The sequence below is a fragment of the Natronobeatus ordinarius genome (genome assembly GCF_024362485.1).
GTDB lineage: Archaea > Halobacteriota > Halobacteria > Halobacteriales > Natrialbaceae > Natronobeatus > Natronobeatus ordinarius.
Window position 1 is genome coordinate 3939222 of sequence record NZ_CP101456.1, and the last position, 25839, is coordinate 3965060.

A 25839-nucleotide genomic window follows, 5' to 3' on the forward strand; every position below is an offset into this window, starting at 1 on the left:
AGCTTCGCGATGTTCGCGAAACCGAAGGTTTCGCTCGATGATGAGTTCCGGAGCGTCTCGAACCACTTACCCCCGAGGTACTTCACCGAACACACTACCCATCGACTCCTCAGTCGAAATCACCCGTTTGAGAACCCTTCTGTGACACCCTGTGTGAGTGCAGAATCCAGGAGACGACGCCACCCGATCCGGGACAACACTATACCTCTCCAGGCGGTATAGCTCACCGTGGTATACGTTACGCGCGGGCTCGTCGACGTCCTGCTCGATCTGGCGAGCGACGCCGATCCCGAGCCGGTGACGACCGGCCTCTCGGTCACTCCTGCCGGCGACCTCCGGGGAGCCGGGGGGATTCCACCGGAGACGCCGGTCTTTACGGACTTCTTTCTCCCCGACGTGGGGAAGTCGGTGACCGCCGTCTTCGGCGTCGACCTCTCGACGCCCAACCGCCAGACGCAGGGTCGGTTCGTCTCCCACCCCGTCGGCGAACTCGAGGTGACCCAGCGCGACGATCTCGCCCAGATCGTCTTCGTCGCCGTCCCCCCGTGGAGCACGGACGGGGATGCGTTCGCCGCGTTCGACCGACTCGGCGAGCGCCAGCCACTCGAGATCATCGACGCCGAACCGCCGACAGAGTCTCTCTCGGAGGACGGCTTCTAGAGGTCGAGTCGCTCGAACCGCAGGGAGCCGAGGGCGATCGGCACGACGATCCAGGCGAGCAAAATCGCGAGCGTGAGCCAGCGGGAGAAGTAAAACGCCTCGGTTCCTTCCGGGTAGAGGGCGCCGGCGGGGATCTCCCCGCTGGGGAGAAAGCCGACGAGTGCGGCCTCGTACGCCCCGCTTGGGCTGAGACGGGGGTAAAAGAGGTACCAGTGTGGAGCGTCCTCGAAGGGGAACACCTCACCCGTAAGCAGGTAGTAGGCGACCGTCCGGATCGAGTCGAAGACGAAGAAGAAAAAGAAGAAAACGAAAACGACGGCCGCGGCGGCTTTGGTCGTGGAGGTCGTCGCCGCCGAAATCGCGACCCCGAGGGAAACGAAGATGGTGCCAAACAGCAGCGAGAAGACGGTGAAGACGACGAGCTGACCCAGGTGGAACTCGTCGTACATCGCGACGATGACGACCAGCGCGACGAGGAGACCGACGAAAAACGACGTCCACAGGACGAGCGTCCGACCGACGAGCTTGCCGAGGACAGCGTCGAGCCTCGAGTGAGGCAACGAGAGCAGGATCTTCGCGCTCCCGGTCGAGACCTCGCCGGCGAGCGCCTTGTAGCCGACAAGCAGGCCGATCAACGGGATGACGATCGCGACGGGGCTCTGCAGGAAGAAGATCAGGCTGATCGCGGTGATCTCTTCGCCCTGCTGGGCGAGGACGTCGTCGAGCCAGGCGAACAGAAACGCCATCCCGCCGAGGAAGGCGACGAAGACGGTCGTCACGAGCCACAGCACCTTCGATCGGGCGGCGTCCTGGAAGTCCTTCTTGGCGATCGCAACGACGCTACCGAGATCGAGGTCCGCTGCACTCATGCGCTGACCTCCGCCGTGTAGGCGTGGAACACCTCGTCGAGCGACGCCTCCTCGGTGGCGAAGTCCCGGACCTCGAGGCCGTACGCTTCGAGTTCGTGGATGACGTCGGTCTTCGAGCCGTCGCCGGTGACGGCGATCGTGGGTTCGGCGCCGTCCTCGACCGTCACGGCGCCGACGTCGGGGAGCGCCTCGACGGCGGCGACGGCGTCCTCCTCGAGCCGGTCGACGGTCACGCGGAGGGTGGTGCCACCGCCGACGGAGTCGCGCAGTCCGGAGACGGTGTCGACGGCGACCATCTGCCCTTCCCGGAGGATGCCGACCCGGTCGCAGACGGCTTCGACCTGGCCGAGGACGTGACTCGAGAAGAAGACCGTCGCGCCGCGGGCGTTCTCCTCGCGGACGATCTCGCGCATCTCGCGGGCGCCGTTGGGGTCGAGCCCCGTCGAGGGCTCGTCGAGGATCAGCAGGTCGGGCTCGCCGACGAGCGCCATCGCGAGCAGGAGCCGCTGGGCCATCCCCTTCGAGTAGCCGCCGGTCTTGCGGTCGGCGGCCTCGGCGAGGTCGACCCGCTCGAGCAGCGCCTGGGGGTCGTCGTCGGCGCCTTTCGATGCGATGGCGAACTCGAGGTGCTGGCGACCGGTCAGGCGGCCGTAGGTCTCGTAGCCCTCGGGGAGGACCCCGGTTCGCTGGCGGATCTCGCGACTCGCGGCCTGAGCGTCGAGACCGAGGACCCGCGCCTCGCCCGCCGTCGGCCGGACGAAGTCGAGCAGGACGTTGATCGTCGTCGACTTCCCCGCGCCGTTCGGGCCCAGGAATCCGAACACTTCCCCCTCCTGAACCGTAAAGGAGAGCTCCTCGAGCGCGAGCGTCGAGCCGTACCGCTTGGTCAGCCCGTCGACCGCTATCGCTACCATGGATGTGTGCTCACGACGCCCTCCAATAAGTGTTCATCACTTTCCCACCCTCGTGACTGAGTCTCACACCACGTTCAGATCGGTCCGTCGGGCGCGTACCGCTCGGCGGTCCGGGCGGCTTCCGCAGCGTACCGCTCGCGGGTCTCCTCGTCGGTGACGGACTCGAGAGCGTCCGCCTCGATCTCGACCGCGGCGGTCACCGGCGGCCCGTTTCGCAGCGCCGCCGCGGATCGCTCGCGTCGCTGAAAACGGCACCCATCGGGAGTCGCGTAAACCAGCGTCAGCAGGTTGCGGTCGTCGAAGGAGCGTTCGACGAGCCAGCATCGGACGGTCGACTCGCTCATACTCGCGGTTGTGCCTCCAGACCGGTGAGTCTACCGCCAGCCGTCGCCCGACGTCAGGCTCAAAGCCGTCGACTCACTACGGGGGCACGATGAACGCCGACGCGGTCCGCGAACGCGCGAGCGAGCTGCCGCGCGAGCCGGGCGTCTACCAGTTCCAGGCCGAGGGGACGACGCTCTACGTCGGTAAGGCGGTCGACCTCCGGAGCCGGGTGCGGTCGTACGCCGACCCACGGGGCGCGCGCATCCGTCGGATGGTCGAGCGCGCCGACGGCCTCGAGATCGCCGTCACCGACACTGAGACGCAGGCGCTGTTGCTCGAGGCGAACCTGATCAAGCGCCATCAGCCCCGCTACAACGTCCGGCTGAAAGACGACAAATCGTACCCGATGGTCCAGCTCACCGACCACGAGGCGCCGCGGATCGAGGTCACCCGCGATCCGAACGAGGCGGCGACCGTCTACGGCCCGTTCACGAACAAGGGGCGGGTCCAGACGGTCGTGAAGGCCCTCCGGGAAACGTACGGCGTCCGAGGCTGCTCGGATCACAAGTACGCCGGGCGCGACCGGCCGTGTCTGGACTACGAGATGGGGCTCTGTACCGCCCCCTGCACCCGGGAGATCGACCTCGAGTCCTACCGCGAGGACGCCGAGAGCGTGAAGCGGTTCTTCGAGGGCGAAACCGGGATCCTCGCCGATCCGCTGCGGCGGCGGATGGAGGCGGCCGCTCAGGAGCAGAACTTCGAACGCGCGGCGAACCTCCGGGATCGACTCGAGGCCGTCGAGGCGTTCCACGGCGAGGGAGGCGAGGCGGTCCAGTCGGTCGGCGACGAACGGACGGTCGACGTCCTCGGCGTCGCACTCGAGGGCGAGGACGCGACGGTCGCCCGCCTGCGCGCGGAGGGTGGCAAGCTGGTCGAGCGGGATCGACACACGCTCGAGGCGCCGCGGACGGGCGAGCGAGGGGACGAGATCCCCGCCGTCCTCGCGGCGTTCGTCGTCCAGTACTACGCCGAGCGCGACCTGCCGGACGCCCTCCTCCTGCCCGAACGCCACGGCGACGCCGAAGTCGGCGCCTGGCTCGAGGCCGAGGGCGTCGCCGTCCGCGTCCCCGGCGCGGGCCGGGAGGCCAAACTCGTCGACCTCGCGCTCAAAAACGCCCGGCGGAACGTCGGCCGCCGCGACGAGTGCGGGATGCTCGCCGACGCGCTCGGCCTCGACTCGGCCCGGCGGATCGAGGGCTTCGACGTGAGCCACGCCCAGGGGAAGGCGGCGGTGGGAAGCGACGTGACGTTCGTCGACGGCGCCGCCGAGACGGCCCACTACCGCCGGAAGAAACTCGAGGACCGAAACGACGACTACGCCAACATGCGGGCGCTGCTCGAGTGGCGCGCTCGCCGGGCGGTCGAGGGCCGGGACGACCGTCCCGACCCCGACCTGCTCCTGATCGACGGCGGGAGCGGCCAGCTCGAGGCGGCGCTCTGCGCGCTCGAAGAAGTCGGCTGGGACGTCCCCGCCGTCGCGCTCGCGAAGGCCGAAGAGCGGGTGATCACGCCCGACCGGGAGTTCGCGTGGCCGCGGGACGCGCCACACTTACACCTCCTCCAGCGGGTGCGCGACGAGGCCCACCGTTTCGCCGTGCAGTACCACCAGACGGTTCGCGACGAGGTGTCGACGGTGCTCGACGACGTTCCCGGAATCGGCCCCGAGACGCGAAAGCGACTGCTCGGGCGCTTTGGCAGCGTCGAAAACGTCCGGCAGGCGAGCCTCGAGGACCTGACGAGCGTCTCGGGCGTGGGGCCGAAAACGGCCGAGACGATCAAGTCCCGGCTGTGATCGCGGCTCCGCGCCGAAGCGACACGTCGACCTCGAACCACGGCTCGTCCGGGACGCCTACGCCTCTCCCGGAGCGGCGTCCTCCGTGAGAATAACGTCGAGGGGCTCGTCGGCCGGGGCCTCCTCCGGCGTGAGGTAGCCGACGGCGAACGCCGAGTAGACGGTCCCGGCGGCGGGCGAGACGTCCACCTCGAAGACTGCCTCGGTTCGGTCGCCGGCCGGGTAAATGAGGAGCGTGTACTCACCCTCGGGTACGTCTACGTATCCGAATTCGCCGAACGCGACGTCCTCGAACAGGGCGTCTCCGGTCTCCTCGACGACGACGTCCACCGCCGGCGCGTCGGGTGACGCGTGCACGGCCCGCACTCGAGCCGCCCCCGGCTCGGTGGGGCTGTTGTCGTCCTCGAGCACCAGCGCCTGGAGGGGCTGGTTCTCGGCTGCGACCTCCCCGATCGCCGCGACGGTGTAGTCACCGTCGGGATACTCCTCGTCGGTGACGTCGATGGTCTCCTCGACCACTGCCTGGTCTACGTCCTGTCCCGCGGGAACGATCGAGACGGTGGGCGTCCCCGGCTCGAGGTCGACGTAATCGCTGACCGACGGGTACGTGGCGTCCTCGAGGACGAGGTCGCCGTCGACGTAGACGTCGACGTCCGGCGCGTCGGGCGAGAGGTGTGCAGCACGCGCCCGAGACTCCGTCGGGTAGTCGTCGTCGGCTCCCTCGTCCGTCTCTTCCTCGTCGTGTTCTGACGCCGTTCCGGTGCCGCCGAGACCGCCGAGTAGTACGAGACCGCCGCCGATTGCCACGACTCGTCGTCGAGTGATGCCGTCTTTTCCAGTCATTGCGTTGTCACGAACGACGATCGAACGGATAGTGGTACCACTTGCATCGGCAAGCGTCGGCCCGACCTGACCGACTGGCTACCGATCCAGAACCCATCGAGATAGCCTCTACCGCGACACAGCTGGCAGATCGCGATCTTCGCCACTCGGTTCCCCAGAGAGTGTCCCGCTGTGCCATATGTTCCACGGCGAATAGCTCACCGGTGATGGCTCACTGGTGACGTCTCCCACGAGCAGCGTCCTCCCGATCCCGTCGCCGGTACACTGGACCGACGACGTCGGGGAGAATCGACGAACCGGCGATCGCCCCGCTCGAGGAGGCAGGTCGCCTGCGTCGCGTACTCGGTCGGCCCGTCGCGCCGCGCCGGCAGTTATCGTCGGTCTCGGCCCGTCACGCCGCGACAGGCAGTTATCGTCGGCTGGCTCGAGCGACGTACAGCGTGTCTCCGGGGATCGTCACCCGTTTCACCGGGACGGCGGGCTGGTCGCCACCGAGGGTGGTAAAACAGCAGTCGGCGTCGACCTGCCGGGCGACGTCACGGACGGGACGATGGAGTTCGGGCGGCAGGTTGCGCGCGAAGAGAACGTCCGCATCCTCGTAGACGGCGAGGTCGGGGTCGACCACGTCGTCCTCGACGAATCGGACGCCCGCTGGGACGTCGCGCGGATACACGTCGGTCGCCGTAACGGTACCCCCTCGTTCGACGAGTCCGCTCGCCACACCCGTCCGACGGCCGATGCCGACTTCGAGGACGTGGTCGTAGCCCAAGAGGTACTCGATCGTCGCCTCGAGCGATCGACGAAAGCGCGTCACTGCGGGACGTTTATGCTCTCGGCTCTCATAGACGTTGTCATGCTCGTCGACATCGTGCCGGTCGGCACCGTCCCCGCGGAAGTCAAGCGCGAGGCCTCCTCGGCGTTGCGATCGGTCTACGACTGCGAGGTCACGATCAACGACACTCAGTCGATCCCCAGCGGTGCCTACGACGCCGGTCGAAACCAGTACTGCGCCGAGAACTTCATCCAGCTGGCCGAACGCGTCGGCCGCGGCGACAAGAACATCGCGATCACCCCCAACGACCTCTTCTACCGCCGCCGAAACTACGTCTTCGGACTCGCCTACCTCGACGGCAGCGGCAGCGTCGTCTCGACGTACCGGCTCCAGACCTCTTCTGACGGCGGCTTCTCGAACAAAAGTGCAAGCGAGATCTTCCAGGACCGCGTTCGAAAAGAGATCGTCCACGAGATCGGCCACACCTACGGCCTCGAGCACTGTGACAACCAGCGCTGTGTAATGAACTTCTCGCCGACCGTCCGCGAAGTCGACATCAAAGAAGAGAACCTCTGTGGAAGCTGCCAGCGACTGCTCGACTGACGGCGACCGCCCTGTCCTCCACCCCCGGTGTCTCACGCATGCCCACCACCTCCCCGTTCGAAACCCGCACCGACGAGTACGACGCCTGGTACGACGACCACGCCGGCGCCTACCGCGCCGAACGCACCGCACTCGAGCGTGCGCTCCCAGCGCGCGAGTCTATCGATCCGAGCCGCGCCGTCGAACTCGGCGTCGGGACCGGCCGCTTCGCCGCTCCGCTCGGGATACCCGTCGGAATCGATCCCGCGCGCAACCCGCTCGAGTACGCCCGCGAGCGCGGCGTCGCACCCGTCCGTGGCGTTGCCGAGTTCCTCCCGATCGCCGACGACGTCCTCGACCTCGTCCTCCTCGCGACCACGCTGTGTTTCGTCGACGACCTCGAGGCGACGCTCGAGGAGTGCCGTCGCGTCCTCCGCCCCGACGGGACGCTCGTGGTCGGGGCGCTCGATCGCGAGAGTCCGCTGGGCCGAGTCTACCAGGCGCACAAGGCGGAGAGCCCGTTTTACGCGGACGCCACGTTCCACTCCGTCACGGAGGTCGTCGACGCGCTCGAGACGGCCGGCTTCACGGTGGACGGGCGCTGGCAAACGGTGTTCGACGACCCGGCCGAACTCGAGGTCGGCGAACCAGCCGCGGCGGCCAACGCGCTCGAGGACGACGTCCGCGACGGCCACGGCGACGGCCTGTTCGCCGTCCTCCGTGCTCGCACAGACTGACGCCGTGGACCACCACCATCGGTGTCGAACCAGCCCCGCCATCCTCGAAGGACTGGTCTGCCCCAACTCGAGTCAGGTCGATCCCCGGCGAGCGGCTTAACACCGTTCGTGCACAACACCGACACGACGTGTTGATCCGCCACGGAGGTGTGACGTGACTGACCCAGGGACCGACGCCGAACGGGAGATCGAGATCGAAGTCGAGCCGGGCGACGAACGTGCCAGTGACGACGACACGCCGACTGACCGTTCGGCTGACGGACGCGCCGGTTCGTCCGACCGCAGCCTCGGCGACGAACTCGGCCGTATCGACCTCCTGACCACGCCCGAGGGCTACGTCGAGGGCCGGGTCACCGACCTGACGTCGCTCGACGCGACGACCGTCCGACTCGAGGTGACCCTCCCGCACGAGGAGACGGTCTCGTTCACACTCGAGAAGCCGATCCCGTGGTCCCGGGAGTTCCTCTTGGCGCGGATCGTCGAGGACGTCGGCTACGACGCGGCCTCGATCGACCACCTGCTCGGCGAGTCCATCTACCTCGTGCGGACCGACGCCGGTCCGACGGCCGACGAGGAGCCAGCCGACTGGTGGACGACCCTCGTCCGCGCCACGGGCGAGGTGGCCCTCGCCACACTCAGCGATCGGTTCCGCCTCGAGGACCGACACGGCCCCGAGTGGCGGCTGGTCGACCCGCTCGAGCGACCGGATCGGACCGACGACGACGAGGGCTCGCTCGAGACGGCCGCCATCGGGCTGGTCCTCCTCGGCGTCCTCGTGGCCGTCGCCGGAGCGATCGTGGGCGCGACGGGCGGGCTCGTACTCTCACCCGCTGCCGTCGGCTACGCGCTGCCGGGGTTCTTGCTCGCGTTGCTCGGTCTGTACGCGCTCGCCGCCGAGGGACGATGACGGCGAATCGAGAGCCATCTGGCGTCCTCGCGTACGACCACCTTCCGTTCACCGATTCGGAACGAACCGCGTTCTACCATCTCGTGTTCGATTCATCGACGCTCGTCACCCCTGACCGTACCGTCGACGTCGCTGACGATCCCGACGACGACACCTTCCTCGAAGCTGCCGTCGCCGGAGCCGCCGACGTCATCGTGAGCGGCGACGATCACCTCCTCCGTCTCGAGCAGTACGAGGGTATCGACATCGTCGATCCGAACACCGTCCTCGAGAAGTGGGCACCGCGCGAAAACACAGCCGATGGCGAAGCCAATCAGGGCGCGTAGTAGTACTCGCCCTGCCGGCGCTGCTCGCGGTCGAGCTGGGAGTCGGGTTTGTTGATCCGCGGCCGGGAGGTCCGCTCGTCCCGGCGGAAGGTGACCTCGAGGTTCGCCAAGAAATCGTTCATGCCCTCGCGCATAGACTGGGGTGTGCCGGCACGACCGTGGACGGCGGGCTCGCCGTCAAAGACCATCAGCCGATCCGCGAGCAGGTCCATCATGTAGATGTCGTGGTCGATCACGAGCACCGTCGCCCCCTGCTGTTCGGCGTAGCGGCGGATGGCGCTCGTCGCCTGCACGCGCTGTTCGACGTCGAGGTGGGCCGAGGGCTCGTCGAGCAAGTAGAGGTCCGCGGAGTCAGAAAGACAGGCCGCGATGGCCACCCGCTGGCGCTCACCGCCGGAGAGGTCGGCGAGGTTCTGCTCCATGATCCGCTCGAGCTGGAGCGGTTTGGCGATCTCGGTGTTCCAGTAGGAGGAGCCGAACTGGTCGGTGATCGACGCCAGAAAGGCGTCGACGCGCATGTGCTGGTCGATAGTGACGTACTGGGGTTTATACGAGATCCGGAGGTCGAGGTCGGCGTCGCCCTCGTCGGGTTCGAGTGCGCCAGTCAACAGCTTCGCGAACGTCGACTTCCCGATCCCGTTCGGGCCGACGATCCCCAGCACCTCGTTCCGGCGGATCTCCCCGCCGTCGACCTCGAGAGAGAACTCGCCCTCGCCGTAACTCTTCGTGAGATCGGGGTACTCGACGAGCGTGTCGGCGGCCCCCACCGACCGCGGCGCGTGTTCTTCGAACTCGATCGGGTTCGGCCGGATCCGCATGTTCTCGTTCTCGAGGTAGCCCGCAAGGTACTCGTTGATCCCGTTGCGCACCGATTTGGGCGTCGTGACGACACCGTAGGCGCCGGGCTCACCGTAGGCGACGTGGAGCGTGTCGGCGAGCAAGTCGAGGATCGCCAGGTCGTGTTCGACCACGAGCATCGACTTGCCCGCTTCCTCGGCGAGTTCGCGGATGAGCCGCGCCGCCGTCACTCGCTGGCCGATGTCGAGGTAGGGCGTGATCTCGTCTAAGAAGTAAAAGTCCGTCTCGCGGGCGAGCGTCGCCGCGAGCGCCACCCGCTGGAGTTCGCCGCCGGAGAGGTCATCGATCGACTGCTCCATCACGGGGCCGAGCGAGAGCCGCTCGACCAACGACTCTAAGGCGCCGCGTTCGTCCGTCTGCTCGAGCAGTTCACGGGTATTGCCGTCGAACTGGTTCGGAATCTGATCGACGTACTGGGGCTTGCGCGCGACCGTCACGTCGCCGTCGCGGACGGCGACCAGGTAGTCCTGCAACTCGGTGCCACGATAGGCCTCGAGCACCTCGTCCCACTCCGGCGGGTCGCCGTAGCGCCCGAGGTTGGGCTCGAGTTCGCCCGCGAGGATCCGGACGGCCGTCGTCTTCCCGATGCCGTTCGGTCCCAGAATACCCGTCACCTGGCCGTCCTGGGGGGCGGGCAGGCCGTACAGCGAGAAGGCGTTCTCGCCGTAGCGGTGGGCGGGTTCCTCGGTGAGTTCCTGCGGGAGGTTGATGATCTCGATGGCGTCGAAGGGGCACTTCTCGACGCAAATGCCACACTTCTCGCCCAGACAGATCTCCTCGGAGATGCGCACCTGGTCGGGTTGGCCCTCTTCGGTCTCCTCGCCACGCAGGGTGATGCACTCTTTGCCCGTCCGATTCGGCGGGCAGTAGTTCTTGCACTCGTAGCTGCATCGATCCGGCTGACAGCGATCCAGATCGACGACGGCGATGCTGTCTTCGGCCATGGGTTACGCTGTCGCCTGCGTCGTGAGCAGGATCCCCCACACCACGAACCAGATCGAGAACGTCATGAACGTGATGAAGAGGTAGTGTTTGAACCCGAACTCGTCTTCCTCGTAGATTCCCGCGAGGTTGATCAGCGGGAACTGGACGACGATCGCCCCGAGCACGATGAGGTACGCCCGCTGGTCGGTCGCGGCTGCGGACGCCTCCTCGAGCGTGGCCGGCTCGCCCGTGACGATCAGGGAGAGAAACGCCGCCGCGACACCCAGCAGGGCGGCGAAGGCCGTCACGCCGATCGAGCGGACGTGTTCGCCCCGGTCGCTGATCGATTCCGTCGACATAGCTCGAACTCTGTCGTCGGGGGTGAAAAGGGGTTCGGGTTCGGGTGGGGGCTCGAGGAGTCGTGAGACGTGACTCCTGCCCACGTTGCCCGTGACGATAGTAACAACTGAAACGGGGTACACACTGCTCGCAGTGGAGCGGCCAGTACCGGCGGAATCTCGCCAGCACTGGCCGCTGAATCGCGAGCAGGTGTGCACTGACGTTCAGTGGCTACTATACCTACACCTCGCTGAAAAGACTCGGCGTCGTGGACTACCCGATCACGACGTGATCGGCATCGACATCGACACCGATGTCGTCGAGATCCACGCCCGAATCGCCGGAGCCACTGTCCGGGTCACCGGGTCCGACGGGCGGGCCATCCCCTGCGTCCGCGCTTCCGTCGAGGTCGACGGCACCGCCGCCGTCGCCAGGATCGGCACCCTCTCCGGCACCGACGGAGGGGCTCTCGCCTGGGTCCGCGCTCCCGTCGAATCCGGGGTCGACCGCACCGATCCCCCCGACGTCGTCGCCCTCACCTGGGTCGACCTGCGTCTCGTTTCCAACGCCGGGCGTGATGGTAATACTCGGAGTGTTCGGCGTCACGCCCGCCCGTTCGACCTCGACGTAGACAATCAGGTCGTTGAAGTTCGGGTCGTACGTTTCCCCGGGATTGCCCTCGTAGGCATCGATCGCGTCGTTCCAGAGCGCGTCGATATCGTCCTCGTCACAGCCGACATCGCTACAGTCGATCGTGTTCTCGATGAGGAACACGAACTCGCCCGGGCCGAGGTCGAGTTCGTCCTCTCCTTCTTCGATCAGTCCGTGGTTTGCGAGTACTTCCGTTGCGCTCAACTGGTGATCCGTTCCCGCGGGGAGTGCCGGGATCGTGTTGTTCTCGGCGCTGCGAACCCGGACGTTCTGTAGATTCTGGTCCTGTGAGGCGTCGATCGGTCCAAACACCGGAGTACCGGGCACGTTATCACACCAGCTGAACCAGATCGACTCACCCGTGTAATGTGGTAACTCACTGCTGTGCGTATACTGACTGTCACAGATCCAATATCTCGAATTTCGCAAGGTGAGCTCGGTTTCTTCGTCGACGGTGAACTCGTAGGTGTAACTATCGTCGCTCTTGTCCTGCCAGGTCGGCCCGATGTTGATGTTGTTGCCGCCGTTTGGGTTCTGGAACGAGTGTTCCGTTTCGTCGTTCGTCACGACGTCTAACGTCATCGGCGCAACGTGTCCCTGAGTGCTGGAAACCTGCGATCCGAGCACGTCGACGGTCACGTTCGCGTCCTCGATCTCACCCAGCCCAACTCGGCCTGGATCGACACCAGCCGTAACGTCGAACGTCGTCGAGACGCTCTCGAGTTGAGTCTCACCCTCGTGTTCGTTCTCCGTGTAGATCGTCGTCTCGTAGGGGCCGTCGAGGAGTGCACTACCGTTCAGCTCGAACTCGACGGGCGCCTCAGTCCCGTAGGACCGGTTCACGACCTTCGAGCCGAGCTCGCCGTAGATGTCCTCGTCTACCTCCTCTGGCATCTCCTCGAGGTACTCGAGTGCGAGGAACACCTCCTGGTCTCCGGTTTCGACGCCGACGTTCTGCAGGTCGGCGGCGATCGTGACGTTTCCGTCGACCGTCGCGTTCGGGTTCGAGAGGTCGAAGTAGGTGCCTGGCTTGCCGGCGTAGAACGAGCCGGTCACCGCGTGATCGTCGGTCGAGAGCTCGTACTCGTACACCGACCCGGCCTCGAAGTCGTCGGGCGCTAAGTCGAACGTCACCGCCGTCCGCTCGCCGCTCTCGAGCGTCGTTTCGCGATCGCTCTCGATTCCGGCGTCTGGAATCGCCAGGCTGACGTCCTGACTCTCTTCGGTGAGGTACGCGTTCATCACCTCGGCTTCGAGTTCAAACGATCCGTCGTCGAGCGTCACGAGCTGGTCGGTTCCGGTGCCCCGGTCCTCGGTGACGAAAAAGCCCTCCTGGTCTCCAGTTGCCAGCCCCTCGACCGAACCGCTCACGGCATCGTTCTCGGTCGAGATCGTGAACTCGTTCTCCCCGAGCGGCAGGGCGCTCTGGTTCATCGTCCACGCAACCGTCCCGTCGGCACCCCGGTCGAGAGTGAGCCACTCGGTCGTTTCGGCGTCGAACTCGTCGAACGAGAGCGTCACGTTCTGACTCCCCTCCTCGACGCCGACGTTTCGCACGGCCGCGCTGATCGACACGTCGTCATCATCGGCCGACGGCTCGACGTCGACGCCGTCGGCGAACTCGAACGTCGAGCCTGAGCTGCCGACGTAGAACGAACCACTCACGCCGTGTTCGGCCGTCGTCACGTTGTACTCGTACACCGACCCGACCTCGAAGTCCTCGGGCTCTAAGTCGAACGCGACCGACTCGCTCTCGTTGAATCCGAGCGTCACTGTCTGGTCCGTCTCGATCCCCGCCTCCGAAATCGCCAGCTCGACGTCCTGGCTCTCCGAATCGGGGTACGTGCTCAGGACGTCGACCTCGAGCGTGAACGGCCCGTCCTCGGCGGTGACGAGCTGTTCGCCGCCGACGCCACGGTCCTCGACGATCAGGAAGCCGTGCCAGCCACCGGTTCCCGTCCCCTCGACGGTTCCGCTCGCGACGGCATCCCCTGTGTCGACCGTGAAGCTGTGGTCGCCCTCCGGCAACGCACTCGCGTTCACCGTCCACTCGACCGTTCCCTCCGCACCGTAGTCGAGCGTCAGGTACTGAGTCGCACTGATGCCCTCGAGCGGCGGATCGTCGAACTCGAGGGTGACGTTCCGGTCACCGTCCTCGATCCCGAGGTTCGTGACCGTCGCGGTGATCGTCACGTCGTCGCCATCCACCGACGTCTCGACGTCGTCGTCCGACAGCTCGAAGTGTGAGTCTGCTTTCCCGTAGTAGAACGAGCCCGGACCAGACTGGTGATCTTCCGTCTCGATGGTGTACTCGTAGACGTTGCCGACCTGGAGTGTGTCCTTGTACTGACCGTAAGTAAATCGCAACTCGGGGTGACCGATTGATTTCGGTTCACCGGGTTGAACAGTAATCTCGTACGGCTCTGGAAGCTCCAGAATCGGTCCACTCTCGTCGGAGATCGTTACCGTGACGTCCTGCGTCGCTGGCCCATCACCAGTGTTGTTTATCACTGCATTGATGTTAAACCCGTCCCGTGGGCTATCGTCGAGGCGGTGAGGGTGGTCCAGTCCTGACGGGGTCGAGATCCCGTTGTCTGCTTCGACGATGAGCGTCGCCGTCTCGAACGGGTCTTTAACGCCCATGAGCCTCACTTCCACGAACTCGTCGTACGCGTCGACGTTGTCGTCACCGAACTCAGATCGCAGGTAACGTTCCCAGCCTTCGTGATAGGAGCTCTCGATCCTGAACGCGACGTCGGTCGCGTTCCCACAATCGGTGTCGGTAGCGGCGGCGTAGATCTCGTCGGTCAGCGCCGTCGCCCTGCTGTGGTTGGCTTTCGCGATTCGATCGCCAGCAGCCGACGGCTCCTCTTCGAGCGCCATGACGTGGAGCTGGAGCGTCTCGTTCTCGTAGCCGATGTTCGGCTCAGAGTACACCGTCGTCGTGTCGTCGGTCCGCTCCCAGATGCCGCCGCCCTGGTGGGCGATCGTTCGATCCTCGAGCTCGTACTCGATTGCCCCCAGAGTGCCGTGCACGTGACACGACCCGCTGTAATCGGGATCCCCGTCGGTGGCGTTGAACCAGACGATCTCGATCGTCCCGTCGTCCGTGACCGAGGCGTCGTCGTCCGGGAGCGCGTAGCCGTCGCTCGAGGCCGCCGCCGTCCAGATCACGTGGTCGGTCTGCCCCATGTAGTTGTGTGCCTGCTCTCTGTCGATGTTCGAACCGAGCGCATCGAGGATCGCTGCTCCGGTAACCAGAAGCAAGATCGCTCCCAGGATCGCTAGCCCGGTGAGCAAGACGAACCCGACCTGTGGGGTGAGCCCACGATCGCTAGTCGAATTGCGGTTAGAGTTCCATTCGGCGCTCATCTATCAGTGCTCAAGTCAAACGCACCCTATATATAACCAATAGATACCGACCATGGCCAAGGAGAGCTTGAATCAGATACTACGGTCCATTGATCAAACGTCTCAGTTCTCTATGACGCTGGAATCGGGAGAATCGACGACGACGTGAGAGGGTGGTTCCCGCACTAACCGTGATCGCACAGCAGAGACTGAGCGAGGGCGATCTCGAGTGAAACACGGCGGTTGTCGGTTTCGCGGACACGCGACGATCGCCGTGTCGGGACGCTCTCCAGCGAACCCGTGGTCACCGACAGTGACGAGTTCTCGAGCGTCGACAGAGTGTAAATGGTCAGAGTGAGGTAACGTGCGTACAACTGACCAACTTGAGTCAGAACGCTGGCCTCAGTCGAAAGTTGCTTGGATGCCTAAATCAACATTATCACGCTCGGCTAATTCAAGGGTAACGACGATATCCGCGTCAGTCACTGGGACAAAATCTTGATTTTCGATGATGATATTAGATGGACGGCTACCGCCACCACCTGGGCCTCTGAATCGAGAAATGGTCACCTCGATTTGAGAACTAAATGTGACGGGTAAATCACCGCCGTCAAATTCGACCTCACGTTCATCAAACGATACATCTTCGACATTTGTTTGGACGGCATAGCCATCTATAGTTGCTTCGTTACCCCCAGTCGTATCAATGTCGAATGTGATTGAATTATCGCCCCGGTTTCCTACGGGCCGGATATTACCATCAATTCCAAATACAATGTTATCGCTAAAATCGCGCACCAGCGTTATTTCGCCTTTCGGCGTTCCGTCCTCAAATAGCTGGTCGCTGGTCCCACCGTCAAACAGCGTGGCCGTGATGACAACGTCCGAAACGCCCCCATCAGACTCGATGGTGACGGTTCGTTCCTCGCCAGGTGAGAGTGCAAACTCCGAGGGAGTGAAAGAATCGGCATTCAGACCTACTTTCATATTCAAAGGGGTGTTGTTCTCGAACACCGGATCGTTGGCTTCATCATCGGCGTTCTGGATCCCAAGCAGCGCACCGTTTGCATCTTCAGTTGCGTTGACGGCGATCCCACGCCCGGCACTGAGCGAATCAAACGCACCGGTACTGTGTAGTGCACCGGCAGCGATTGATGCAGCCCCCAGACCGATGAATGCCCGACGCTTCATGGTTTATTGAAAGTTCTTTAATAGCATAAGTTCACCGACACTCTTGACACCACGTTGCACATTGGATTTGAATATCATACAATTTGACATGAGTTACGGTGGTTTCTCCATCTTCCCGAGGCGCATCCGCCGACTCTGCAGCACGTGGACGACCGCCGAGCCCGCGAACAGCGCGAACAGGAGCGTCGCCCAGCCGAGTTCGGGGACCGTCTCAGTCGGAATCCACTCGAGCCAGAGCCCACCCAACACGATCCCCGCGAACGCCGACAGGCCCAGATAGTACAGCCCCCAGGGGATCGAGTCCGCGGGGACGACGTCGAGGTAGATGTCGAGTTCGGCTGCCTCGTCGGTGAGCTCGACGGTCCGGTTGTCGAACTCGATCACGTTCGCGCGCTCGAGCGTGGGCAGGTGTTGCTGTTGTAACGCGGTGTAGACGCGTTTGCGTTCGGCGGAGGTCAGCTCCTCGACCTCCTTGTCGAGTTCCCAGGCGGCGACGTGCTCGGCGAGGTCGCCGAGGCTGACGGGCTCGTCCTCGCGCTTGCAGTAGTGGATCGCGTACCGGCGGCGGTGATTGCTCAGCAGGTCGAAAATTTCTCCGCGACCCGGCCGGCTGTCTGCCTGTGTCGCCATGGAACCCCTGTCGTAAACTGACGAGCGCTCGATGGATAAGCGTTCTGTACTGTCATAAGTTCTCATATGTCTTTCAAGATTGGCCTGCGTCGTGACTCAGCATCCAGAGCGCGACCAAGCGGCGCTTGAAATCGGGTGTCGCGTATGGATTTCCGGACTCGAGATCCAACGCCACCTCGCGTGTCGACGAGTCCGGCCACAACGCCTTAGTACGCGAACGGGCCGGCCAGAATTTTTACTATCGATCAGGGTGTATCGAGGTCCGGGGTCAGCGGGAACCGGGATTCGCGCACCGTGGGGATGGGTGGCGACCTGGTCACACCACCGTTCGGCAGCGGGCGACACATCGTCTTTCCTTTCGACGCAGGGGTAGACTCGAAGAGCGTAGCGCCGAGCTCGAGTTCGAGATCGTGAGCTCCTGCCGTGGAACCGACGCCGTGCTCGAGCGAGCGGTTCGTGGGAAGAGTGCTCGAGCAGACGTGCCGTCGCTGTCACCGGTGATAGCGGCAGAAAGTCACTATCAACCACGTGAAGACTTCCCGTGTGAGTCGGTGTCGTCACCCAATCCAAAACGCCCGAGAACGCCGTTTTCGGCACCTCAGGCCGTCCTTGAAGCCGGTGTCGGTGTGGCTGACTCGAGTATTGGCAACCCTGTAGCAAGTCTCGATACTCAATACAAAGTGGGTAGGGTGTCTCTTCTGGAGTAAGGGCCAACCGGTATCCGGCGGCTAACGGGTCCGGCACAGGCCGTACGGAGACCATACCCATGAAAATGAACAGACGGAATGTGTTAGTCGGAATCGGCGCGATCGTCGCGGGTGGCGGAGCCGCGCTCGGGACGGGTGCGTTCAGTCAAGTTGAGGCGACGCGGACAGTGAGTGTCGAGACGGCAGGAGACGCGGATGCCTTCCTCGCGCTCACTGCCGTGGATGGAGCCGAGGACTACGTCAACGAGCCGGAAGATGGTCAGATCGAGATAGACATCGGTGGCGGAGAAGACGGCGTCAACCAGAACGCCGTGACAACGTTCAACGAGTTAGTCGAGATCACAAATAACGGGACGAACCAGGTTACCAGCATCGACCTTGAGCTCGAGGGCGACGGTGCCGAGGTCTTGACCGTGGTCGGAGACGAAGGCTTTGACACTCTCACCATGGGAGCAGGTGACTCGGTCACGTTTGGCCTCGAGATCGACCTTGTGGAACAGGGGAACGACGGGGACCTTCCTGACCCGTTCGATCCGACAATTACGATCACGGCCAACACTGAGTAAACGTACAACAGTGAATTATTAACCATGAAAATGAACAGAAGGAATGTGTTAATCGGTGTCGGAGCCATCGTCGGCGGTGGCGGTGCCGCGCTCGGAACGGGCGCGTTGGACCAGACGAGTGCAGACCGCGGACTCGAGGTCGAGGTCATCGTTGATGACGACATTGCTGTAGAGCTCGTTGACGTCCAGATCGACACCAGCCCCGATACGGTCGAGATTGGGGACGAGGAATCTGGAGACCTAAATGCCGACAGTCTCTTCCCCGGTCAGAGTTCCGACGTCAGCCTCATCCAGAACGACGTGACGGTCTTCTTCGGCCCATTCCTTGGTGGTGCCGATACGACGTACAATGCGTTCTTCAGTCTGATTAACGACGAGAACGAAGCGGAATCAGATGGAGACTTCGAAGTTTCATTTGACTTTGAACCCGATAGCGTCTTTAGTGTTTCTGACAACAACGTCGTCGTTACCGAAACCAGCACGGAGACGGTTGATCTCACCATCACTGCCGACGACGATACTACGGGAACGCTCACGATCGAACTCACGCGGCAGAACTGACGTCAGTTCCAACCACCTGAAACACTCCGTTCCAATCCCGTCCTCGAGAGAGTGATCGTCACGTTCGACTCAGGCACCACGACGAATTGAGTAGCCGAAGATCAGCCGATTGATCCCGATCGAACCACGTCGAGGAAACCCCAAATGCCATCCACCAAAGTCCTACTCACCGCGGCCGCGCTCTGTTTTCTCGTGGCACTCGCAGTGCCGACGGCGGCGATCACGGTGGGTGAGGATCCGGCGACGGACGACGTCGTCCTCGAGCCGGTCGACACGCGCCACGCTTACATCGAAAACGGCCAGCTCGAGCTCTCGGTGAACGCCTACGGCGACAACGCGCGGACGATCGTCGACGTGTTCACCATCTCGGTCGGCGAGGACGCCGACGACCTCGAGCAGGTGTGGATCGAGCACGACGTCGACGGGGTGCAGTTTTACGCGGACGGGAATCCGGGCGCCCAGATCACGACCGAGTCGAGACTCGAGCCCGCGCCTGGTGACGTCGTCCGCGTCGGCGTCACGGTCGACTCTCGCCTCGCGCAGGCGGGCACGGAAACGTTTACGATTCACGTCCTGTACGAGGACGACGTCGAGGACGGGCCCGCCGAGACGCCCGACGGCGAGGACGGGCCCGACGAGGTGGATCCGGCCGCCATCGAACTGATCGACCTCGAGGTCACGCCGGCCGAACCTCGCGCGGGGGACACCCTCGAGGTGACCGCAACGTACGAGAACACGGGTGGGATGACCGGCGAGACGGTGGCCGAGCTGGTCGTCGGTGGAACCGTCGTCGACGCGGGGACGGTGACGGTGCCGGCGGGCGAGCGCGAGTCGATCACGTTCGAGTGGACGCTCGCGGCGGCCGGCACGTACACCCTCGAGGTGAGTGGCGAGACGGCGACGGTGACGGTTGCCGAGCCCGACGAACCGCTGCCGGCGATCGAGGTGATCGACGTCGACCTCGAGGCCGAGGAACTCGAGTTGGGCGAGGCCGTCGTCGTGACCGCGACCCTCGAGAACCGGGGCAACGCGACGGGTGAGACGACGGCCGAACTCGAGGTCGGCGGTGGCGTCGTCGACGCCGAGACGGTCGCCCTCGAGCCCGACGAGGCGGTGACGGTGACCCTCGAGTGGGTGCCCGGTCAGCCGGGGAGCTACGAGGTCGCGGTCAACGGCGTCGACGCGGGAACGGTGACGGTGAGCGACGACGGCACGCCCGTGACGACGGTCACCGAACGCGTGCTCATGAGCCCGACGACGGCCGTCGTCGCGCCGCCGCTGGCAGCCGGGTTGCTGTTGCTGATCCCGGTCGTGCGGCGACACCGGGACGTCTGGGACCCCCGGTGGACCGACGAGCGCCGCGACTGACGGCTCGACTGCCGTCGGCTCCCGCGATTCAAAGCGCGACCCACTCGATGGCCCCTCACACTGGGCCGCAAGCCTTAGGGCGTTTCCAGACCGTACTAAAGACTTGAAAGTGAATTGTGTCGAGATGTAGTACCTCGTGGGCAGCAGTGATCAGCGGAAGAGGGTCGGGAGCCGTCGGTGCATTCCGCCGTTGGGGTGAGTCGCCGTGAGCGGGCGAACGATCCTCGGTCGGCTCCTCACGATCGTCGTCGTGCTCGTGCTCGTCTCGCTGCTGCTCGGACAGCTCCTCGGCCAGCCCATCCTGCTCGGATACGTCGCGACAGGCAGTATGGAGCCGACGATGAACGCCGGCGACGGCTTCGTCGCGGTTCCGAGCGCGCTCACGGGATCACCGGCTCCGGGTGACGTCGTCGTCTTCGAGGCGCGAGAGCTCCACGACGGTGGGCTGACGACTCACCGCGTCGTCGACGAGACCGACGACGGCTACATCACGCGAGGGGACGCGAATCCGTTCACCGACCAGGACGCGGCCGAGCCGCCGGTGACCGACGGCCAGATCGTCGCCCACGCGCTGCAGGTCAACGGCGAGGTCGTGACGATTCCCCTCCTCGGAACGATCGTGATGGCCGTCCACGGCGTCCTCGAGTCGATCTACGGGGCGGTTGCGTCGGCGGCCGGACTGACGACGTCGGTCGACGGAGAAGGGATGGGTGCGTGGCTGGTCGGGATCGGAGTGGCGTTGCTGGGGCTGGGCTTCCTGCTCGAGCTCCTCGGCACGCCGGCACGCGAAACCGCCCGGCGGACGTCCCGGGAGAACGTCCTCGCGATTCGTGTCGTGCTCGCAGTCGTCCTGATTACCCTCGTCACGCTGGCGACCGCCGCGATGGTGCTGCCGTCGGGGGTAACGGAGTACGGCGTCGTGAGCACGACCGACCCGACGGACAATCCGCAAGTGCTCGCCCCGGGCGAATCCGGAACGCTGACGCGAACCGTAGAGAACAGCGGATTGCTCCCCGCCGTGGTCGCCTTCGAACCGGGCGACGGCGTCACGGCCGATCCGGAGCGAGTGACGGTGAGCGGACGCGACGAACTCGAGGCGACGGTCGAGTTGACCGCGCCCGAGGACGAAGGGGAGTACGTCAGGCACCTCGAGGAGCACCGGTACCTCGTGGTGCTCCCGCCGACGGTGCTCGTGTGGCTCCACGACGTTCACCCGCTCGTCGCGATCACGGCGGTCAACGGCGTCGTCGTCGCCGGAGCCGTCGCCGCCGTCCTCGCGCTGTTCGGTGCAGGCGACCTCCGGATCCGTCGGGCGGGCGACCACGTGCCGGTGTCGGTCCGAACGGCGCGAAAACTCAGACGGTTCCGACGATGAGCAGCCGTTCAATTCATCACACAGAGATTGCTGATCGCCCGTCCGGGCCACTACAATTATACGCTTCGAGACGCTCATTCAAATCGAGAGTGTCGGTCAATCGGACCGGTTGGATGGCCCGAAGTTGGGGGGTCGGGTCTCGAACCGGGCAGCGAATCCAGGGCCGACAGGGGGACGGAGACGAGCTACGATGATCGATAACCCGCGACTAGACCTGTTGATCGCCAAACACGGCCGCTGGCTGCTGATCGTGCTGATCGGCGTCGGCGTGCTCTCGTTCGCCGCAGCCGGGTGGGCAGTCGCATCGCCGCCACCGACGACGACCGAGACCGAGCAAGTGGGTGAGGAACGCGTCGCCACCGAGCTCCACGCGAGCGCGACCGTCGTCGACGGCGCCGACCTCTGGGAGGCAGGCGAGGTACTCGAGGACCAGCCCGTCTACCTCACCAACGCCACGCCGACGATAACGCTTCACACGACGACCGCGGTTCCGGCCGAGGATGCGACCGTCGTCCACGAGGTGTCGGTCGAACTCGCGGCCGACCGCGGCGGAGACGTGTTCTACGAAGAGACAGTGTTTCAGGATCGACAGGACGTGTCGATCGAAGATGGCGTGGCGACGTCGGACGTAGACGTGGACGTGACCGACATCGCCGACCGGCGCGACGAACTCCAGAGCCAGCTCGCCGGCGTGGGGTCGGTGACGGCGACCGTCAACGTCTACGTGACGATCGAGAGTCGAGACGGAGGCTGGTACGAGGTGGAGGCGGGCGACGAGCCGACGCTGTCGACGGACCTCGAGCTAACCACCGACGCCTACTGGCTCGAAGCGGTGGAGCCGGTCGAACGGAAAGAGCCCGTGACGGTCACGCGGGAGGTCGAAGAACCGCGGAATACGTCGATGATCGGTGGACTCGCGGCGCTCGGCGTCGGGTCGTTCGGTGCGGCCGCGTTCGTCTTCGGTCGACGAGAGATCGACGTCGAGGTGGCCCGACAGCGGGTCCAGGAGCGGCGATACGCCGACTGGATCTCGCGAGGGTCGATGCCGATGTGGATCGGCGACCACCAGATCGAACTCGACTCACTCGAGGACGTCGTCGACGTCGCGATCGACACGGGTGAACGCGTCGTCCACGATCGTAACCGTGACCTGTTCGCCGTCGTCAGCGACAACGTCGTCTACTACTACGGCGCCAGGGGAACCTGGAGCGAGACGGCGTGGCCATCGATCGATCTCGACAGCGGTTCGACCGGGCCGAGCAGCGAGATCCCCCCCGAGGCCGACGGCGAGCCCTCGATGCACGTCGACGAGGGGGAGCTGCCGGATCCGGACGACGAGGACGCCTGGCACAAGCTGTGACTGTCGAGTTTTCCCAGGGGAGAGCCCCACACAACTCGTGGCCATATTCGATCGTTTCGCAAGGAGTATCACGAACGATCATCGATAGTATACCGTATGGAAGTTCCACTCTTGGTCACCGACTTCCTGGATCGGGCACGGAAGTACTACGGTGACGAGGAAGCAATCGTGGCGACGACTGGCGAGCGGTTCACGTACGAGGAGTTCGGCGATCGCGCCGACCGACTGTCGGCGGCACTGCAGGAACGAGGCATCGAGAAAGGCGACCGCATCGCCGTCCTCGACCCGAACACCCATTATCACCTCGAGGCGGCCTACGGGATCATGCAACTCGGCGCGATCCACGCGCCACTGAACTACCGGCTGACGCCCGACGACTACGAGTACATGCTCACCGACGCGGGCGTGAAAGCGATCTACGCCGACTACGAGTACGCCGAGAAGATCGAGGCGATCCGCGAGGAGGTGCCCACGGAGACGTTCATCACGAACGATGCCGACGCCGTGGAGGGCGACTGGGAAGAGTTCGACGAGCTCCTCGAGGGGGTCGAGCCCGAGTACGAACGTCCCGAAATGAGCGAGGACGAGATCATTACGATCAACTACACCTCGGGCACCACGGGCGATCCGAAGGGCGTCTGTCGGACCCACCGGACCGAGGCGCTACACGCTCAGCTCGTGACGATCCACCACGAGATCACCGACGACGACGTCTACCTCTGGACCCTGCCGATGTTCCACGTCAACGGCTGGGGCCACATCTACGCCATCACGGGGATGGGCGCGAAACACGTCTGCACCCGCGGCGTCGACCCCGAGGGAATCTTTACGAACATCGCCGAGGAGGACGTCTCGTTCCTCTGCTGTGCGCCCACGGTGCTCAGTATGCTCGGCGAGTACTACGAGGACCACGACATCGCCACCGAAGGCGACAACCCGATGCGGGTCACCGCCGCTGGCGCGGCCTCGCCGGAGGCCGTCATCGAGATGGTCGAAGAGGAGTTCGGCTGGCACTTCCGCCACCTCTACGGCGCGACCGAGACCGGCCCACTCATCAGCACCTCTTCTACCCGACGACTCATCGACGAGGACAGCGACGAGCGGTTCTCGCTCAAGAAGCGCCAGGGCATCGCCCCGCTCGGTACCGTCGTCGACGTCGTCGACGAGGACGGCGAGGTCGTGCCGTGGGACGACGAAACCATCGGCGAGGTCGTCGTCAAGGGCAACCAGGTCATGGAGGGCTACTGGGAGAAACCCGAGGAGACCGAGGAGGCGTTCAGCGGTCGCCGCGACGGCTGGTTCCACACCGGCGACCTCGCCGTCGTCAACGCCGAGGGCATGCTCTCCATCCAGGACCGCGACAAGGACATCATCATTTCGGGTGGGGAGAACATCTCGAGCATCGAACTCGAGGACACACTGTTCGACCACGACGCCGTCGGAGACGTCGCCGTCATCCCCTCGCCCAGCGAGAAGTGGGGCGAGACGCCGAAGGCGTTCGTCGTGCCCGCAAACGGCGACCCCGAGAACCCACCCGTCTCCGCGGAGGAACTCACGAAATTCACGCGCGAGCGCCTGGCCGGCTACAAGGTCGTCCGCCGCGTCGAGTTCGTCGACGAACTCCCGAAGACCGCCACCGGAAAGATCCAGAAGTTCGAACTCCGCGAGGAGGAGTGGGAGGACGAGGATCGCCTGGTCGGCGAAGGATAACCGCGACCGCTCGTCACCACCAGACTGAACGCACTCCAGCCCGGTTCGCTTCGAGCGCGCAAGCGCAGCATTTCGTGATCGTCACTGACTCATTGACCCGACACGCGCCGCGAGCGGTCACGCTCGAGGTCCTCCAGGTACCGTTCGGGCACGTACGGGCGCACGGCAGCGGGCAGGAAGCCGACGACGACGGTCGCGAGGTCCGCGAGCACCCGGCGGAGCGCGGCGTAGACGACCCCGACGGCGACGGCCGCGAGGACGAGCCACTGGAGCGCGCCCTCGAGTGCGTAAAACAGCGGGATCGAAAGCGTCACCGACGCCAGGAGGTCGCCCGGCGAGCCGTCGTACCGGACCAGCCGCCGGGGTGCGATCCACGTTCCACGGTAGTGGTCGTACACCGCCCGCTGTGAGGTCCCTTCCCACGGCCGAAGCTCGAGGCCGCTGCCGAAGACGTCGGTGACGCAGTGGAGGGCGGCCCCGAGCAGGAAGAACGCTGCGGCGACGGTCGCCGTCGTCGGGGTCAGGATCGCTGCGAGCGTCACCACGACGGCGGCGAGGCTGTAGTACACCGGGAAATGGAGGGTCTTGCGGTGTCCGGCGTACATGTCCAGGTCGGGGAAGATCCCCCCGAGCAGCCCGGCCACGAGCGCGACGGGAGCGAACTCCGGCGCCACGGCTACGAGCGGCAGCGCGAGGGCCATCCCGGCGAGGGCGTGGGTCGGGAGCATCATACTGTCGTATATTAGGCGACACGAAGCTATTAAGGTGTCGTCAGATGTGGCTGACGGTTTCACCCAACACAGCATCAGACTCCGTCTGAGATATACTTCTGCTGTGGTCGGGTGTGAAACACACGCTCACAACACGTGCATACTGACCGGTGGGATCTGTCCCCGGCACTATCCAGAACCAAATTCGTTGAGAGAACATCATAGTATATATACAATTTCGTACTCATAGACAAGTGTGAAAGTTCCTGCCCTCAAATCCGGTATTAGCCGAGTCACTGCAGCAAAGACGTGGAATCGGCCGTGGCTGTATTATATTGGGGGGCTGTTCGCGCTATTCAATGCGTACTTCCACGCCGGAATTCTCGGCGACGCTATCTTCGGAGGTGTTTCCGTTCATGGCGTACCTCATTGGATCGACGTAGCGAGCGGGGGCGCGTTCGTGCTACTCGTCGGTGTCCTGTTCACGGCGGTCATCCTCGTTGATTGCCGCTGGAGCAACCGGTTTCCAGCCATCGATTTGCGTGGCGCGTTTGGTTCGATAGCACTCATCACGTTCCTACTGGCTGTTCTCGGGTGGTTCGTAACTGTTCTTTTGGTAGAGGCAACGGTCGGGTTTCCTCAGGATGGAATCGTAGGTGTGTTAGCCGGCAGTGTTTCGTTTAATCTATTTCTCCTCGGTGCGAGCAAGTTCCTTTTGCAGCATCTCTGACTTGGAAAATCCATCCAGGCAC

The 25839-nt window shown here is 64.5% G+C and carries 24 protein-coding genes; 13 read left to right on the forward strand and 11 right to left on the reverse strand.

Annotation, left to right across the window (positions count from 1 at the left end; genetic code table 11):
- The first annotated feature begins 228 nt into the window (after positions 1-228).
- On the forward strand, positions 229-660 hold the full coding sequence (locus tag NMQ09_RS19800) for a JAB/MPN domain protein-containing protein (protein ID WP_255192287.1): 432 nt from the start codon (positions 229-231) through the stop codon (positions 658-660).
- On the opposite strand, the gene NMQ09_RS19805 is transcribed toward NMQ09_RS19800, so the two are convergent.
- The 3 genes from NMQ09_RS19805 to NMQ09_RS19815 form a co-directional block, all read right to left on the reverse strand.
- Positions 657-1529 carry an ABC transporter permease subunit gene (locus NMQ09_RS19805; protein ID WP_255192288.1) on the reverse strand — a complete coding sequence of 291 codons (873 nt, stop codon included), beginning with the start codon at positions 1527-1529 and terminating at the stop codon, positions 657-659. The genes NMQ09_RS19800 and NMQ09_RS19805 overlap by 4 nt on opposite strands.
- Positions 1526-2443, reverse strand: coding sequence for an ABC transporter ATP-binding protein (locus NMQ09_RS19810; protein WP_255192289.1), 918 nt, complete (start codon positions 2441-2443; stop codon positions 1526-1528). The genes NMQ09_RS19805 and NMQ09_RS19810 overlap by 4 nt, the downstream gene beginning before the upstream one ends.
- A 74-nt stretch (positions 2444-2517) precedes the next feature.
- Positions 2518-2787 (reverse strand): DUF7967 family protein, encoded by a 270-nt coding sequence (locus NMQ09_RS19815; RefSeq protein ID WP_255192290.1) that lies wholly within the window; start codon positions 2785-2787, stop codon positions 2518-2520.
- Between the two features lie 89 nt (positions 2788-2876).
- Here NMQ09_RS19815 and NMQ09_RS19820 point away from each other — a divergent pair, with 89 nt between their 5' ends.
- Positions 2877-4619, forward strand: coding sequence for an excinuclease ABC subunit C (locus NMQ09_RS19820; RefSeq protein WP_255192291.1), 1743 nt, complete (start codon positions 2877-2879; stop codon positions 4617-4619).
- Between the two features lie 57 nt (positions 4620-4676).
- Here the strand turns inward: NMQ09_RS19820 and NMQ09_RS19825 are convergent, their stop codons facing one another.
- Positions 4677-5462 carry a DUF4397 domain-containing protein gene (locus tag NMQ09_RS19825; RefSeq protein ID WP_255192292.1) on the reverse strand — a complete coding sequence of 262 codons (786 nt, stop codon included), beginning with the start codon at positions 5460-5462 and terminating at the stop codon, positions 4677-4679.
- 409 nt (positions 5463-5871) lie between these two features.
- Positions 5872-6276 carry a UPF0146 family protein gene (locus tag NMQ09_RS19830; RefSeq protein WP_255192293.1) on the reverse strand — a complete coding sequence of 135 codons (405 nt, stop codon included), beginning with the start codon at positions 6274-6276 and terminating at the stop codon, positions 5872-5874.
- A gap of 39 nt (positions 6277-6315) precedes the next feature.
- Between NMQ09_RS19830 and NMQ09_RS19835 the strand changes: the two genes are divergently transcribed.
- From NMQ09_RS19835 to NMQ09_RS19850, 4 genes are all read left to right on the forward strand, one after another.
- Positions 6316-6837 (forward strand): archaemetzincin family Zn-dependent metalloprotease, encoded by a 522-nt coding sequence (locus tag NMQ09_RS19835; RefSeq protein WP_255192294.1) that lies wholly within the window; start codon positions 6316-6318, stop codon positions 6835-6837.
- A 38-nt stretch (positions 6838-6875) separates the two neighbouring features.
- Positions 6876-7553, forward strand: coding sequence for a class I SAM-dependent methyltransferase (locus tag NMQ09_RS19840; protein WP_255192295.1), 678 nt, complete (start codon positions 6876-6878; stop codon positions 7551-7553).
- A gap of 154 nt (positions 7554-7707) precedes the next feature.
- Positions 7708-8460 carry a hypothetical protein gene (locus NMQ09_RS19845; protein WP_255192296.1) on the forward strand — a complete coding sequence of 251 codons (753 nt, stop codon included), beginning with the start codon at positions 7708-7710 and terminating at the stop codon, positions 8458-8460.
- Complete coding sequence (locus NMQ09_RS19850; protein ID WP_255192297.1) at positions 8457-8786, forward strand: putative toxin-antitoxin system toxin component, PIN family; 330 nt, start codon at positions 8457-8459, stop codon at positions 8784-8786. Before NMQ09_RS19845 ends, NMQ09_RS19850 begins: the two co-directional genes overlap by 4 nt.
- Here the strand turns inward: NMQ09_RS19850 and NMQ09_RS19855 are convergent.
- The 5 genes from NMQ09_RS19855 to NMQ09_RS19875 all read right to left on the reverse strand — a co-directional run bounded on the left by NMQ09_RS19855 (position 8774) and on the right by NMQ09_RS19875 (position 16730).
- Positions 8774-10588, reverse strand: a complete 1815-nt coding sequence (locus NMQ09_RS19855) for a ribosome biogenesis/translation initiation ATPase RLI (RefSeq protein ID WP_255192298.1) — start codon at positions 10586-10588, stop codon at positions 8774-8776. The two genes, NMQ09_RS19850 and NMQ09_RS19855, sit on opposite strands and share 13 nt — an antisense overlap.
- 3 nt (positions 10589-10591) lie before the next feature.
- Positions 10592-10927, reverse strand: coding sequence for an EMC6-like membrane protein (locus NMQ09_RS19860; protein ID WP_255192299.1), 336 nt, complete (start codon positions 10925-10927; stop codon positions 10592-10594).
- 253 nt (positions 10928-11180) lie between these two features.
- Positions 11181-14930 carry a DUF7289 family protein gene (locus tag NMQ09_RS19865; RefSeq protein WP_255192300.1) on the reverse strand — a complete coding sequence of 1250 codons (3750 nt, stop codon included), beginning with the start codon at positions 14928-14930 and terminating at the stop codon, positions 11181-11183.
- Positions 14931-15311: 381 nt separating this feature from the next.
- On the reverse strand, positions 15312-16100 hold the full coding sequence (locus tag NMQ09_RS19870; protein WP_255192301.1) for a hypothetical protein: 789 nt from the start codon (positions 16098-16100) through the stop codon (positions 15312-15314).
- Positions 16101-16193: 93 nt separating this feature from the next.
- Complete coding sequence (locus tag NMQ09_RS19875; protein WP_255192302.1) at positions 16194-16730, reverse strand: DUF7344 domain-containing protein; 537 nt, start codon at positions 16728-16730, stop codon at positions 16194-16196.
- 766 nt (positions 16731-17496) lie between these two features.
- Between NMQ09_RS19875 and NMQ09_RS19880 the strand changes: the two genes are divergently transcribed.
- The 6 genes from NMQ09_RS19880 to NMQ09_RS19905 all read left to right on the forward strand — a co-directional run bounded on the left by NMQ09_RS19880 (position 17497) and on the right by NMQ09_RS19905 (position 24377).
- Positions 17497-18003, forward strand: a complete 507-nt coding sequence (locus NMQ09_RS19880) for a hypothetical protein (protein WP_255192303.1) — start codon at positions 17497-17499, stop codon at positions 18001-18003.
- Between the two features lie 24 nt (positions 18004-18027).
- A complete protein-coding gene (locus NMQ09_RS19885) occupies positions 18028-18564 on the forward strand; it encodes a hypothetical protein (RefSeq protein ID WP_255192304.1) in 537 nt (178 codons plus the stop codon).
- 144 nt (positions 18565-18708) lie between these two features.
- Positions 18709-19932, forward strand: coding sequence for a CARDB domain-containing protein (locus NMQ09_RS19890; RefSeq protein WP_255192305.1), 1224 nt, complete (start codon positions 18709-18711; stop codon positions 19930-19932).
- Between the two features lie 205 nt (positions 19933-20137).
- Positions 20138-21307: a signal peptidase I gene (locus NMQ09_RS19895; RefSeq protein WP_255192306.1), complete on the forward strand. Its 1170-nt coding sequence runs from the start codon at positions 20138-20140 to the stop codon at positions 21305-21307.
- Between the two features lie 190 nt (positions 21308-21497).
- A complete protein-coding gene (locus NMQ09_RS19900) occupies positions 21498-22667 on the forward strand; it encodes a DUF5305 domain-containing protein (RefSeq protein ID WP_255192307.1) in 1170 nt (389 codons plus the stop codon).
- A gap of 96 nt (positions 22668-22763) precedes the next feature.
- Positions 22764-24377: a long-chain-fatty-acid--CoA ligase gene (locus tag NMQ09_RS19905; protein ID WP_255192308.1), complete on the forward strand. Its 1614-nt coding sequence runs from the start codon at positions 22764-22766 to the stop codon at positions 24375-24377.
- An 89-nt stretch (positions 24378-24466) separates the two neighbouring features.
- Here NMQ09_RS19905 and NMQ09_RS19910 read toward each other — a convergent pair whose 3' ends face one another.
- Positions 24467-25108 carry a metal-dependent hydrolase gene (locus tag NMQ09_RS19910; protein WP_255192309.1) on the reverse strand — a complete coding sequence of 214 codons (642 nt, stop codon included), beginning with the start codon at positions 25106-25108 and terminating at the stop codon, positions 24467-24469.
- 235 nt (positions 25109-25343) lie between these two features.
- On the opposite strand from NMQ09_RS19910, the gene NMQ09_RS19915 reads away from it, so the two are divergent.
- Positions 25344-25817, forward strand: a complete 474-nt coding sequence (locus NMQ09_RS19915) for a hypothetical protein (RefSeq protein WP_255192310.1) — start codon at positions 25344-25346, stop codon at positions 25815-25817.
- Positions 25818-25839 lie beyond the last annotated feature (22 nt).

What these genes read in the sequence shown, in the direction of transcription:
- NMQ09_RS19805 (WP_255192288.1), bottom strand. Translation starts at nt 1,529, where the DNA reads ATGAGTGCAGCGGACCTCGATCTCGGTAGCGTCGTTGCGATCGCCAAG.
- NMQ09_RS19810 (WP_255192289.1), bottom strand. Translation starts at nt 2,443, where the DNA reads ATGGTAGCGATAGCGGTCGACGGGCTGACCAAGCGGTACGGCTCGACG.
- NMQ09_RS19815 (WP_255192290.1), bottom strand. Translation starts at nt 2,787, where the DNA reads ATGAGCGAGTCGACCGTCCGATGCTGGCTCGTCGAACGCTCCTTCGAC.
- NMQ09_RS19820 (WP_255192291.1), top strand. Translation starts at nt 2,877, where the DNA reads ATGAACGCCGACGCGGTCCGCGAACGCGCGAGCGAGCTGCCGCGCGAG.
- NMQ09_RS19825 (WP_255192292.1), bottom strand. Translation starts at nt 5,462, where the DNA reads ATGACTGGAAAAGACGGCATCACTCGACGACGAGTCGTGGCAATCGGC.
- NMQ09_RS19835 (WP_255192294.1), top strand. Translation starts at nt 6,316, where the DNA reads ATGCTCGTCGACATCGTGCCGGTCGGCACCGTCCCCGCGGAAGTCAAG.
- NMQ09_RS19840 (WP_255192295.1), top strand. Translation starts at nt 6,876, where the DNA reads ATGCCCACCACCTCCCCGTTCGAAACCCGCACCGACGAGTACGACGCC.
- NMQ09_RS19850 (WP_255192297.1), top strand. Translation starts at nt 8,457, where the DNA reads ATGACGGCGAATCGAGAGCCATCTGGCGTCCTCGCGTACGACCACCTT.
- NMQ09_RS19855 (WP_255192298.1), bottom strand. Translation starts at nt 10,588, where the DNA reads ATGGCCGAAGACAGCATCGCCGTCGTCGATCTGGATCGCTGTCAGCCG.
- NMQ09_RS19860 (WP_255192299.1), bottom strand. Translation starts at nt 10,927, where the DNA reads ATGTCGACGGAATCGATCAGCGACCGGGGCGAACACGTCCGCTCGATC.
- NMQ09_RS19865 (WP_255192300.1), bottom strand. Translation starts at nt 14,930, where the DNA reads ATGAGCGCCGAATGGAACTCTAACCGCAATTCGACTAGCGATCGTGGG.
- NMQ09_RS19870 (WP_255192301.1), bottom strand. Translation starts at nt 16,100, where the DNA reads ATGAAGCGTCGGGCATTCATCGGTCTGGGGGCTGCATCAATCGCTGCC.
- NMQ09_RS19875 (WP_255192302.1), bottom strand. Translation starts at nt 16,730, where the DNA reads ATGGCGACACAGGCAGACAGCCGGCCGGGTCGCGGAGAAATTTTCGAC.
- NMQ09_RS19880 (WP_255192303.1), top strand. Translation starts at nt 17,497, where the DNA reads ATGAAAATGAACAGACGGAATGTGTTAGTCGGAATCGGCGCGATCGTC.
- NMQ09_RS19885 (WP_255192304.1), top strand. Translation starts at nt 18,028, where the DNA reads ATGAAAATGAACAGAAGGAATGTGTTAATCGGTGTCGGAGCCATCGTC.
- NMQ09_RS19890 (WP_255192305.1), top strand. Translation starts at nt 18,709, where the DNA reads ATGCCATCCACCAAAGTCCTACTCACCGCGGCCGCGCTCTGTTTTCTC.
- NMQ09_RS19900 (WP_255192307.1), top strand. Translation starts at nt 21,498, where the DNA reads ATGATCGATAACCCGCGACTAGACCTGTTGATCGCCAAACACGGCCGC.
- NMQ09_RS19905 (WP_255192308.1), top strand. Translation starts at nt 22,764, where the DNA reads ATGGAAGTTCCACTCTTGGTCACCGACTTCCTGGATCGGGCACGGAAG.
- NMQ09_RS19910 (WP_255192309.1), bottom strand. Translation starts at nt 25,108, where the DNA reads ATGATGCTCCCGACCCACGCCCTCGCCGGGATGGCCCTCGCGCTGCCG.